This window comes from Brevibacillus nigriterrae, assembly GCF_049846925.1.
Taxonomy (GTDB): domain Bacteria; phylum Bacillota; class Bacilli; order Brevibacillales; family Brevibacillaceae; genus Brevibacillus_H.
On record NZ_JBNCMT010000002.1, the window covers coordinates 149,138 to 162,007 of the forward strand.

11 protein-coding genes are annotated in these 12,870 nt (G+C 45.2%); 1 reads left to right on the plus strand and 10 read right to left on the minus strand.

Features of this window, described 5'->3' with window-relative positions:
- Positions 1 to 80 precede the first annotated feature (80 nt).
- Entirely contained in the window at positions 81 to 944 is an 864-nt protein-coding gene (locus ACPW7N_RS02465; protein ID WP_425649417.1) for a metal-dependent hydrolase, read from the plus strand.
- Here ACPW7N_RS02465 and ACPW7N_RS02470 read toward each other — a convergent pair.
- The 10 genes from ACPW7N_RS02470 to ACPW7N_RS02515 form a co-directional block, all read right to left on the minus strand.
- Positions 899 to 3,463, minus strand: coding sequence for a bifunctional diguanylate cyclase/phosphodiesterase (locus ACPW7N_RS02470; RefSeq protein WP_425649418.1), 2,565 nt, complete (start codon positions 3,461 to 3,463; stop codon positions 899 to 901). The two genes, ACPW7N_RS02465 and ACPW7N_RS02470, sit on opposite strands and share 46 nt — an antisense overlap.
- A gap of 93 nt (positions 3,464 to 3,556) precedes the next feature.
- Entirely contained in the window at positions 3,557 to 4,108 is a 552-nt protein-coding gene (locus tag ACPW7N_RS02475; protein ID WP_425649419.1) for a GNAT family N-acetyltransferase, read from the minus strand.
- A 280-nt stretch (positions 4,109 to 4,388) separates the two neighbouring features.
- A complete protein-coding gene (gene rbsB, locus ACPW7N_RS02480; RefSeq protein WP_425649420.1) occupies positions 4,389 to 5,330 on the minus strand; it encodes a ribose ABC transporter substrate-binding protein RbsB in 942 nt (313 codons plus the stop codon).
- A gap of 24 nt (positions 5,331 to 5,354) precedes the next feature.
- On the minus strand, positions 5,355 to 6,311 hold the full coding sequence (locus tag ACPW7N_RS02485) for an ABC transporter permease (RefSeq protein WP_425649421.1): 957 nt from the start codon (positions 6,309 to 6,311) through the stop codon (positions 5,355 to 5,357).
- Positions 6,304 to 7,809 (minus strand): sugar ABC transporter ATP-binding protein, encoded by a 1,506-nt coding sequence (locus tag ACPW7N_RS02490; protein ID WP_425649422.1) that lies wholly within the window; start codon positions 7,807 to 7,809, stop codon positions 6,304 to 6,306. The genes ACPW7N_RS02485 and ACPW7N_RS02490 overlap by 8 nt, the downstream gene beginning before the upstream one ends.
- 16 nt (positions 7,810 to 7,825) lie before the next feature.
- Positions 7,826 to 8,221 carry a D-ribose pyranase gene (gene rbsD / locus ACPW7N_RS02495; protein ID WP_425649423.1) on the minus strand — a complete coding sequence of 132 codons (396 nt, stop codon included), beginning with the start codon at positions 8,219 to 8,221 and terminating at the stop codon, positions 7,826 to 7,828.
- 13 nt (positions 8,222 to 8,234) lie between these two features.
- Entirely contained in the window at positions 8,235 to 9,152 is a 918-nt protein-coding gene (rbsK, locus tag ACPW7N_RS02500) for a ribokinase (protein WP_425649424.1), read from the minus strand.
- Positions 9,153 to 9,155: 3 nt separating this feature from the next.
- Positions 9,156 to 10,154 carry a LacI family DNA-binding transcriptional regulator gene (locus tag ACPW7N_RS02505; protein ID WP_425649425.1) on the minus strand — a complete coding sequence of 333 codons (999 nt, stop codon included), beginning with the start codon at positions 10,152 to 10,154 and terminating at the stop codon, positions 9,156 to 9,158.
- 170 nt (positions 10,155 to 10,324) lie between these two features.
- Complete coding sequence (locus tag ACPW7N_RS02510) at positions 10,325 to 11,515, minus strand: MFS transporter (protein ID WP_425649426.1); 1,191 nt, start codon at positions 11,513 to 11,515, stop codon at positions 10,325 to 10,327.
- A gap of 24 nt (positions 11,516 to 11,539) precedes the next feature.
- Positions 11,540 to 12,733: an MFS transporter gene (locus ACPW7N_RS02515; RefSeq protein WP_425649427.1), complete on the minus strand. Its 1,194-nt coding sequence runs from the start codon at positions 12,731 to 12,733 to the stop codon at positions 11,540 to 11,542.
- Positions 12,734 to 12,870 lie beyond the last annotated feature (137 nt).

Consider the following 12,870-nt stretch of genomic DNA (forward strand, 5'->3'; position numbering starts at 1 on the left):
TTCTTGTAACTTCAGTACTTCCTCATCCGTAACTGGTAAATGGATGATACTATGGGTTACATGAAGGAAGTGAATCAACGATGGATACAGTTACACATACCTTGTTTGGTCTCGTTATTTATCAAGCGATTAATAAAGAGCAGATGTCCAAACCGATGAAACGATCTTTGCTTCTCACTTCACTGGTAGGAAGCCAGATACCTGATATTGATGTGATTTCCCAATGGTGGGATGTGAATGGACAATATCTCATGTGGCACCGGGGCATCACACATTCCGTATTTCTCGCTCCCCTCTGGGCCCTGCTGATTAGCGCAATCTGTTTTGCTATCTGGCGAATTCGAGACAGCAAGATATACTGGATTGCTTTACTTGCAGTCTTTATTCACATCACAAGTGATAACTTCAATGCGTGGGGGACGGGGTATTTTGAGCCATTTTCACAAAAGCGCCTCGCCTTTGGAACCGTGCCGATCATTGATTTTGTCGTCTGGCTGATCATCGCAGGTGGCTTCGTAGCCACACGACTGCGAAAATGGTCAACTCCACGTATTTTCAAGACGGTGGGTTGCCTCATCGCTCTGCATTTTCTGATTCAAACCGTACAAGGCGGCATTTTGGCAAATAACTACGCATCCAACTACCAGCAAATTGCCTTATCTGCAGATTTCGTCCCAGGCAGCTTCAAATTGATTGGCAAAAATGAAGGCATTGTCGAGATTCAACAGGTTTCTCTTTGGACGGAACCGAAACATCTCCAATCTTTCCAGTCTGCTGATCAAACAGATCTTCGTCAGCTTTTTGCCCAAAACAAAGAAGCCCAAACACTGTACAAATGGGCTCCTCTGGTAGTCGTCGTAAATGACGAGAAACAGCTTGGAATTTTTGATCCTCGTTTTTATCGCGATGGTGAGTCGTTTCTTTCCGAATATGTAAGCAAGTAATCCTCAAATTGTTCGGCCGGAATCGGCTTGCTGAAATAATAGCCTTGGGCACGGTTGCATTTCTGAGTTTCGAGGAAATGCAACTGCTCCAGGTTCTCCACCCCTTCTGCAACGACATGCAAGTCCAAACTTTGCGCAAGAGTAATGGTCGAGGCTGCGATAGCAGATGCACCCTTATCCACTGGAATGCCATCGACAAACGAACGGTCAATTTTCAGAGTATTAATCGGGAACTTGCGCAAATAACTAAGAGAGGAATAGCCTGTCCCGAAATCGTCAATCGCAATTTGAATCCCCAAACTCCGGATTTTGTTCAACTTTGATATGACGTAGCTTTCATTGAACATGGCGATATTTTCCGTAATTTCTAGCTCCAGATACCCCGGATCCATCCCCGTCTCTTCCAATATCTCCTGAATCATTTGCACCAGATTATCCTGCTGCATTTGCCGCAAAGATAAATTGACTGAGATCAACATAGGCGCAAAGCCTTTTCTTTGCCACTCCACATTTTGTTTGCAGGCTGTGTACAATACCCATTTGCCGATGGGAACAATCAGTCCCGTCTCTTCAGCAAGCGGGATGAACTCTCCTGGCGGTACGAGCCCTCGTTCTGGATGCATCCACCGAACCAATGCCTCCATTCCCATGATTTGACCGGAATGTATCTCGACTTGCGGCTGATAATACACAATTAGTTCATTTCGGTCGAGTGCTTGATACAGTTGTGATTCTAGTTCAAGTATTTCTGACACCTTTTGATTCATATCATTCGTATAGAACTGATAATTATTTTTGCCCATCTCTTTTGCATAGTACATCGCCATGTCAGCACATCGAATCAGCGTTTCTTCGTCTTCTCCATTCAACGGATACAAACTGATCCCAATGCTCGTCGTGATAAAGATTTCTCTTCCCTCCAATGTGAATGGAATCGAAAACTCTTCAATCATGCGTGAAGTAGGGGTTGTGATTTGCGTAATGTTCGATACGTCCCGTAGAACTACTGCAAATTCATCGCCTCCCAGTCGGTACACCTGGGCGTCAGTCCCCAGACAGTGAACGAGACGATAGGCAACCGATTGCAACAACAGATCACCAACAGCATGGCCAAAGTAATCGTTTACATTTTTGAACCGATCTAAATCTAGAAACATGATGGCAAAGCTGCTATTCTTCGCAGAGGACAGCTCAATCAACTGACGCAGATTTTCTATCAGTTGTTGTCGGTTGGGCAGGTCTGTCAGACTGTCAAAGTACGCTTGATGCTTGATTTTGGCCTCATATTGCTTGCGCTCGGTAATATCACTGAATGCGACAACAGCGCCAGTAACCTTCCCGCCTTCTCGAATAGGTGTCGCAACATACGAAACAGGTATTAGCTGCCTGTTTTTTGTAATGAAAAAATCATCTTCAATACGTTGTGGTTGACCGGTGAGAATCGTGTGATAGATCGGGCATTCTGCAAAAACATTTTCTGCCCCGTCTGATTTTTTGTAGTGTAACAGCATGTGCATGTTTTGACCAAGAACCTCATCATTTTTGTACCCGATCAAACGTTCTGCTTCCGGATTGGAGAAAGTTACGCATCCCTCACGATCCAGCACATACAACCCTTCTCCGACTGTTGAAGTGATGATCTCCAGCTTTTTCTGATGCCGGATTGCCTCTTCTTCCGCCCGCTTTTGTGCGATAAACGGCTCTTCAATGGTAGCGATATATATGCCTTTCATCAAAAAGTAATAGCCAATGACTTTGTACATGTGTCCCAGAATGTTGTAAAAATCGTAGACACTCACATACAATGTAAAAATCAGTTCGCTTAACAGCAAGATAAACATGGCGAGTGCCATCTTCAAATTTGGGAGTTTTCTAGTTCGGTGATAACGTGAGAGCAACAGGAGTGCCGTAATCAGGTGTAAAAAGCTGATGAAATATTCAAGACCATTCTTCAAAGGTGTCGTACCTTGACCCTCAACGACAAGAAGCGGAAGTTCGCTTGCACTTGTAAAAATTGTCCCGGATACAGCCAACAAATAGGATGCCAGGAGAACAAAGGCGATTTTACGTTTTGTTTTGGGGATAGGGTGATTACGGCGAAGGAAAACAATACAGAGAGCAACGGATTCTGTCAGCCGAGCCATAATCCAGAACCATGTCGCCTGCTCAACTGAGCTTGCTTCAATCAAGTTGGGCATCCCTTTATAAGTAAGGGTATGGAATAAATCAAGGAACCCGATGGCAAAAAAGACCGCACCGATCAAAAGACGCTGGCTTGATACCGTATGCGGGAAGATCATCCAACATTGAATGGCGATCGCAAATGAAACCGTAATGCTGAAAAACTCTACAAGTGTATGGATACCAAGGTAGTATTGCGGAGTAAAAGTTAAATACCAGATGTTTACAAGATGGCGTGCCAGAAAAAAGCAAACCAACAGGATCAGGGCAATCAGAATAGCGTTTCTTTCTGCTCTCTTTCTATCGTACGTCTCCAACTCCGTCGATAATTTGTCCATGTTAGCGACTCACCCTCCAAGTGATAGAGAACCTTTCCGATTCAAGAAGAAAAAGCCGACTATGAAGAGACCTTCAGCAGTCGGCAACCGTTTCTAGTATTTTACATTCATCCATTCATCTGCAAGCATGGAAAACATGATTACATCAACGTATTTTTCATATCGACACTCTGCCTCCCGCAGAATCCCTTCTTTTTCGAACCCGAGGCTTTTGGCCAAAGCAATTGCTCGTTTGTTGTCTTTGGCAATAGCAATCTCCACCCGGTTCAGTCCTAACTGCTCAAAACCATAATGAATCATGGCTCGGCAACTCTTGGAAGCAATCCCTCGACGCAGATATTCTTCTGCTACCCAAAACGTGAGAGAACCAGATCGGTCCTTGCCATTGATAAAAGTGAAGCCTACCTCCCCAACCATCTCATCATCATACCAAATTCCAACCTTACAGACTCGTTTGGCTGTGAATTGATTGCGTAAATATTCTATGTATGACTGCGAATGTTTGAGGTTTTGAGTCATTTCTACCCAAGTAAGCCAAGGACGCAAATAGTCTTTGGATCGGGTAATCAGGGCGAACAGTTTTGGTGCGTCTTCTGGTACCGGTAATCTTAAGGTAATGTGTTGATCGATTTGGCATTGAAACATTTCTATTCTCTCCCTTGATATCACTCTCTTCTACCAACATACTGGGTATTAGAGAGATTTTCAATGATCAAGATCATGACATTTTTAGGAAGGCAGGTTCTTTGCATGTTTCCAAGAATATTACGAATTAACGGGTCAACAAGCATAAGCGGATTCTCGTTATCGGTGATCTGATACACGCTGCTTTAGAGGACATCCCGATCAATTGGTATGATGATAGCATATAAAAAAAGGACCTATCGAATGTTCGATAGATCCTGTCTGCTCTTTGGTAGAGACATTATTTTTTTGTTACGAGTTCCAAGTCAACCGGGATAAAGTTCTCCACTTTTTCACCTTTAACTACTTTTACAGCAGATTGAACAGCCGTTTCACCGATTGCTGCTGGCTTTTGAGCAACAGTTGCTTCCATTTTGCCTTCGTTTACTGCTTTTACTGCGTCATCTGTTGCGTCAAAACCTACAACCAGGATTTTCTTGCCAGAAGCTTCAATTGCTTGCAATGCGCCAAGTGCCATTTCGTCGTTGTGTGCAAATACTGCTTGAACGTCTGGGTTGCTTTGCAAAATGTTTTCCATTACGCTCAAACCTTTTGCACGGTCGAAGTCAGCCGGTTGAGAAGCAACTACTTTTACGCCTTCTTTACCGTCAACAGCCGTGTGGAAACCTTGACCACGGTCACGAGCTGCAGAAGTTCCTGCGATCCCTTGCAATTCAACGATGTTTCCTTTGCCACCGATTGCCTGGAGAATGTGTTCACCAGCCATTGTTCCACCTTTTACGTTATCAGAAGCAATATGGGTAACCACTTGGCCACCTTCAGCAGCACGGTCAACTGTGATTACTGGAATGTTTGCTTTGTTCGCAGATTCTACCGCAGTCGCAATCGCTGCGCTGTCTGTTGGGTTGATCAGAATAACACTTACTTTTTTCTGGATCAAATCCTCTACACCGCTAATTTGCTTAGCTGTATCGTCTTGTGCATCAACTACGATCAATTCAGCACCTGCATCTTTTGCTGCTTTTTCTGCTCCCTCTTTCAAGGAAACGAAGAACGGATTGTTCAATGTAGAAATTGACAAACCAATCGTCACTTTATCTGTCGCTGCTGGTGGTGGAGTTGTACCCGCATTTCCTTTTTCTACGTTGGACTGAGTGGAACAGCCTGCCAGCACCATCAGCATCATGGAAGACGCCAAAGCCATTTTGAAAAACTTTTTCATGTCTGATTTACCCCTCTCAATAGATTATTTAGATTTTGATCGGTCCAAAAGAACTGCTAGGAGAATGACTCCACCCTTAACCACCAATTGGTAGAAAGAAGAGACGTTCAGCAGGTTCAGACCGTTATCTAACACACCGATGATCATGGCACCAATTAGTGTTCCCACGATCCATCCCTTTCCCCCGGCAAGGCTCGTGCCCCCGAGCACAACCGCTGCAATCGCATCCAGTTCATAGGAAGCTCCAGCAGTTGGTTGGGCTGAGTTAAGCCTGGAGGTAAGGATAATTCCACTGACTGCAGCAAGCAGACCACTGATGGAATACACCAGTACCTTTACTTTTCCTGTGTTAATTCCTGATAGTCTTGTTGCTTCCTCATTGCTGCCAAGGGCATACACATGACGCCCAAATGTCGTATGTTTGAGAATGATGTAAAGAATAGCAAAGGAAAGGATCATCCAGATAATTGGCATAGGAATCTCGAAGAAAAACCCTTTACCGATCATAGCGAAGTCTTCGGATAATCCCGTAATCGGTTTCCCTTCTGTATAGACAAGCGTCAAACCTCGGAATACAGTCATCGTGGCAAGTGTTGCAATAAAAGGTGCCACCTTCCCTTTCCAGATCAACAATCCATTCACTGCACCGAGGATCGTACCCATCAACAGACCGATCAAAACGGCGAGTGATGTATCCATTCCGCCCTTCATCAAGCCTGCGGTGACAGCACTCGCCAAGGCGAGGATTGCTCCCACAGAAAGGTCGATTCCCCCGGTTAAAATAACAAATGTCATCCCGAACGCAATCAGAGCGTTAATGGAAATTTGTCTGAGTACGTTGAACATATTACTTACTGTCAAAAAGTCGGAGCTGATCACCGATAAAGCGATGAATATGACTGCCAATCCCAGCAATGGCCCCATACGTTGAATAATTGAAACGTTTCCTGTTTTTTTGGTTAGAAGTCCATCCTTACTCATTTTGGTCTCCCCCTCCCGTCGCAGCATGCATGATGTTTTCTTGTGTCGCCTCTTCGATGGTCATTTCAGAAGTGACACGACCTTCGTGCATGACGATGATTCGATCACTCATACCCAAGACTTCAGGCAATTCTGATGAAATCATGAGGATGGCAACTCCTTGTCCTGCAAGCTGATTCATGATGTCGTAAATCTCTTTTTTGGCTCCGATATCCACACCACGTGTCGGTTCATCCAGAATCAAAATTTTAGGCTTGGTCGCCAACCACTTGCCGATGACCACTTTCTGCTGATTCCCACCGCTCAGCGAACCAACCATCTGTTCTGCATGAGGTGTTTTGATCTGTAGCTTTTGAATGGACTCATCAGACAATCTTGCCTCTTTTGACTTGCTCATGAAGCCTGTAGACGACAGGTCACCCAAATTCGGTAACGAGAGATTCTCACGGATGGACAGTGACAGAATCAAGCCTTCCTGTTTGCGGTCTTCGGTCACCAACGCAATTCCCGCATGAATGGCATCGCTCGGTTTGGCGATCTCTTTTTTAACTCCATCCACATAAATAGAACCGCTTGACCTTGGATCCGCACCAAAAATCGCTTTGGCGAGCTCCGTTCGACCTGCTCCCATGAGACCGGCAATTCCAACGATCTCTCCACTTTTTACGGAGAAGGAAATGTCTTTGAGCTTCGTTTTCGTCGACAGATTCTCGATTCTGATCCGTTCTTGTCCGATGGTCTTGTCAATGCTAGGGAAACGATCCTTGATGTCACGTCCCACCATCATTCTCACCAACTCGTCCATGTTGGTCTCGCTGGTTGTCCGTGTGCCAATATACTTGCCGTCTCGAAGCACTGTAATGCGATCACTGATTTGGAAGATTTCCTCCATCCGGTGGGAAATATAGATCATCCCGACACCTTTTTGTTTCAGTGATTCAATCATGGTAAACAGCGATGCGATTTCACGATCCGTTAACGCTGCGGTTGGCTCATCTAGTACGAGGATATTGGCATTTGTTGATAACGCTTTCGCAATTTCAATCATCTGCTGCTGACCGACTGACAACTCTTCGACTAGTGTGCCTGGATCGATAGAAATCTCAAGAATATCCAGAAAGCGTTGGGCTTCCTCACGCATTTTCTTCCAATTGACAAACTTGGTCCGTCCATATGTGAATTCCCGACCCAAAAACATATTTTCCATGATGCTCAGGTAAGGAATAAGATTCAGTTCCTGATGAATGATCGAAATACCAAGTGCGGAGGCATCTTTGGTTGAATTGATCTCGTGAGCTTGCCCGTTAATCAAGGTTTCGCCACTGTCTTTGGCATGAATTCCCCCGAGAATTTTCATCAAAGTTGACTTACCCGCACCATTCTCACCCATTAACGCATGCAGTTCTCCTGCTTGTAACGAAAACTGCACATCCTCCAGTACCTTCACTCCTGGAAACGATTTGCTAATTCCCTTCATCTCAAGCAAATATTGAGACATGAAATCACCTTCTTTCTCAGAAGACTACTCCTGCTTGCAGAATGATATTGGCATACGGTGTAAATTCACCCGTACGAATAATTGCCTTGGCATTTCTGGTCAGTTCCTTGAACTTATCATGAGGAATGCGCTGACTTTCTGTATCAGGGAACAGGGCATCGATCTGCTCTTGAATCTGTGGACTTTTCTCTGCAAGTTCCTCCGCATAGATCACTTTTTCCACCTGTAATTCAGTCAGTACGGTTTTCAGTGTTTCTTCAAAACCGGGTACTCCTTTTGTCAAAGCAAGATCAATGCGCTTGACATGATCCGGAATTGGCAGTCCTGCATCGCAAATGACGATTTGGTCCATATGCCCCATTTCACTAATCACTTTGGAAATTTCGCTATTCAATATGCCGATTTTCTTCATGTTGAAAGGCCCCTTATTCGTTTCGAAATTGTTTCACTTGCTCCATTGTCGGCATGCCAGCTTGTGCTCCCAGTTTGGTAACAGCCAGAGCCGCTACTTTACTTGCGAATTCTACTGCCTGCTTCAAGTCTTGTTTCGTTGCCAACGCATAGGCCAAGCCGGCATTGTATGAGTCTCCCGCGCCCGTCGTATCCACAACGTCCACTTTGTAGCCGGCAATCCGCTCAAACTGATTGTCATCAGTGAGGATTGCAGAACCGTTAGCTCCCAGCGTAGTAACCACCTGACGAACACCCTTGGATGCAAGCACCCGCATGGCATCTGCCACGTTTGTCTCATCGACGGCAAGTCCACTTAAGTAACCAAGTTCACTTTGGTTCGGAGTGATGACATCGATGCATGCGTAAAGCTGCTCAGGCAATTCCCTTGCAGGAGCAGGATTCAGGATTACCTGTTTTCCCAACTCCTTTGCTTTCTTGGCTGCATAAACGACAGTCTCTATCGGAATTTCCAACTGAAGCAAAACAACGTCGGCAGCTTCTACCTTGTCCAGGTGTCGATCAATATCTTCAGGCGAACAGGTTGCGTTGGCACCTGCCACTACGACGATACAGTTATCATTTTCAGCTAGCATGATGGATGCAATCCCCGTGGCCGTTCCATCTACTGTTTTCACTGCATCGGTATTCACCTGATCCTGACTCAGGGCATGTAACAACTCTTTTCCGAAGCCGTCGCCCCCGACTGCACCGATCATGGCTGTTCTTGCACCTAATCTTGCTGTAGCTACTGCCTGATTGGCACCTTTTCCACCAGGAATAAAATGCGCCTGTTTCCCCATCAGTGTCTCGCCAAGGGCAGGTAACCGGTTTGCTTCGATCACGATGTCCATATTCAAGCTGCCAATTACCGCTATGTTCGGTTGATTCATTGTTCATCTACTCCTATTGGTTGAATCTCGAACGATCAGCTTCACATCCAACTCGCGAATTTGATTGTCGATCCTCTCACCCGTAATCTTCTGGATCAAGGTTGTCGCAGCCAATCTGCCCATCTCGTAAATTGGCTGTGCAATTGTAGTTAGTTCAGGCTCTACAATTTCCGTCAATCCGATTCCGTCAAATCCAATGACAGCAATATCTTCAGGCACTTTTTTCCCCAGCCGTGTCAACGCCTTTACCGCACCCACTGCCATCAGATCGTTGCCAGCAAATAATCCATCAATATCAGGATGTCGATTGATCAGTGTCTCTATCGCTTGCTGGCCCCCATCGATGCGAAAGTTTCCTTCGACCATCAGACTTGGAGAGAACCAGTCGAATGACTTGACCGCATCTTCATAGCCTGACAGACGTTGTCTCGCCGTTATCATATCTTGTGGGCCGTAGATGTGAGCGATGCGATTGCAGCCGATTTCAAGCAGATGCTGCACCGCCAATTGTGCTCCCTCGTAGTTTTTGACACGGACAACACTGCAAGATTCCTTGTTCGGCGCTCGGTCCAACAGTACAAGCGGGATGTTGCTTTTGCGCATTTGTGTAATATCTTCATCTTCAAGCGTGCTAGAGGCGAAGATGATTCCATCAATATATTTCTTTTTCAGAACTTCGATATAGCTTCTTTCTTTAGAGCCCTGGTCATCTGAGTTGCACAGGATAACGGTATACCCATGACTATGCGCAACATCCTCTACTCCTCTGGCTACCTCCGGGAAGAATGGGTTGCTAATGTCAGGAAGAATGAGGGCAATGGTTCCTGTTTGCTTGCCGGCCAACCCGCGAGCAACGGCATTTGGCTCATATTGAAGCTGTTTTATTGCATTGGTTACTTTTTGTTCGGTTTCAATATTTACATAGCCATTTTTATTAAGTACACGAGACACCGTCGCAACCGATACACCGGCCAGTTTTGCTACATCCCGAATCGTAGCCAATAAGCTCACCACCGATACTGATGTGTAACCGGTTACACATTCTATTAAAAAAAAGCCATAAAGATAGGCTTATGAATGTGTAACCGGTTACACATTGATTATGATATAAACTTAATACATGGCAATTTGTTCGTCAAGTTTTTTTTAAAACGGTCATGCTCGTTTAACGGCTATATATTCCAAATCTCTCGTTTCCACAACACAAAACCAATGACCAGGATGCACCCCATACCCATCAGCAATCCAGCATGGTAGGCTCCTGCCCATTCAGCAACTGTGCCAATCAGTAGTGCCCCCAACGGAATAAAGCCACGATCCATCAATGCAATACTCATGATTCGTCCACGCAATTGATCCGGGACCTGTTGCTGTATCGTAATTCTGCTCATCGTTCGATAGAGTTGACTTGTGGCTCCGATCAAAAACATGGCTATCCCTGCCATTACCACAGAAGAGCTGCTAACAAACAAAACAAGTGACAAGCCAAAACCAATTATGGATGTGATCAGCCATTTCCCTGCTCCAGCAATCGCCTTGCCAAAGGAAAGCCAAATGCTTGCGAGAATCGCACCGACAGCCGATATGGACAACAGTAATGCAAAGCCTTTTGCTTCTAATCCTAGCAGTTCACTAGCGAAAACAGGCATCATGCTGGTGTAAGGGAAACCAAAGACCATCGGCAAAATTGCCATCCATAACAGGTTGCGGACGATTGTATGTTCCTTCAGGTAAGCGATCATTTCCTGAAGATCTCCTTGCTTCTTTGCTTTAAGCAAACTCTGCTTCTGGTCAGAGACCGTGGAAATCAACTGGAGACACAGCAGGATACCAATCGAACTGCACCCATTGATATAAAATAACGTGGATATATCCAGATAGCCCAAGAGCACTCCGGCAATTGCCGGACCAATGATCCGTGACAGATTGAGAATCGTCGTATTCAACGCAATGGCACTCTGAAGACAACTGGCTGGAATAAGGTTGGGCAACAAGGCATTCGATACAGGAACTTCTACTGCACTGATCATCGCCCGTAACGTAACGATTGACGTAAACACCCAAAAAGAAGCTTCCAGATGGATCAAGTAGCCTAACAAGAATGTCAGAGCCATCATGCTCACCTGTGTGAACATCAGCAGCTTGCGTCGATCGTATCGGTCAGCCAACACGCCTGCAGGAACACTCATCAGAAACACGGGGACAAGCCGACAAGCATTCACAATTCCAAGCTGGATGGGAGAGTTCGTTAGTTGAAAAACGGCCCAGTTGAGAGCAACCAGATCAATCCAATCGCCTGTTCGTGTCATCATTTGGCCTGTTAGAAATATGCGGAAAGTAGATGATTGCCATGCGTTTTTCATTTGTGATCGTTTTTCCTTTCGCCGCTACGATACAGAGATTACTTCACGATTTTTCAAGAGCACAACCGATGCTGTCAGGATACAGATTCCACCCATTAGACACAGTGCGAGAACGGGCCCTATGTAGACACTGCAAAATCCGATCAAAACATTCCCGAGAGGCACAAGCCCCGAGTCCATCATGACGATACTCAAAATACGCCCCCTCATATGATCAGGAATCGTCTCTTGAATGATCAACCGCTCTACAATCCGGTAGCCCATGCTAAACACGCCCACCAGGAACATCAGCAAAAGAGAGAGCATCATCCAATGGGAGAAGGCAAAGAAAATCAATCCAGCTCCAAAGCCAACGATACACCCGAATAACAGCCTGCCCTTTGGAATTTTGACAACTCCCCAACCCAAAACCAGGGTACACAAAACAGAGCCTACCGCATTAGCTGACAGCAACAAACCAAATCCGGATGGGCCCGCCTGCAGGATTTCTTTTGCAAAGACAGGAAGCAGCGTTGAATAGGGAAAGCCGAAAATCATGGGGACTGTGCCCAGTATGAAAACTCCCAGCACAAACGGATGGAAACGCAAATAATCGATTGCTTCACGAACGCCCTGAACAACTCCAAGCTCTGAATTCTGGGGCGTCATTTCCTGCTCGACAGGACTGATTTTATACAAGGAATAGATTACGATGAGAAAACTGCATGCATTGATCAAGATAAGAATCGGTGCCTGATAAACTCCCAACAGAAATCCGGCGAGCATGGGACCGACAATGCGTGACGCATTGAGTATCGTACTAAAAAAAGATACGGCACTAGTCATTTCCTCTTTTGGGACAAGATTAGGGATCATTGCATTGCGAGCGGGAATTTCGATAGCTAGAAATATCCCTCGTATAAACAAAAGTACAGATAACAGAATGAAAGAATAAAATTTCATCAGCACAATCACAATGGCAAACGTGCAAATCATCGCCCCGACTTGTGAAACAATCAATACCTTGCGGCGATCCCATCGATCCGCAATCACACCGCCGATCACGCTGAATAAAAGTACTGGAATCAAGCCAAAAAACTCGACCAGTCCAATGTAAAATGCCGAACCTGTAATACTGAAAATAAACCAGTTGAGTGCCAATTTATCAAACCAGTCACCGGTTCGAGAAAAAAAACTACCGACGACAAACCAATTGAAATTTGCATATCGAAAAGACATTGTGAACCTCCTTCCGTGTATGGACGGAACAAGGTTTACATTATAACGATTACCTTCATTCGTCAATTAAAAATGATTATCATTATTACTAATTTTCAAAAAAGAAAAATGCCTAACCAGGTTCGGTTAGACATTCA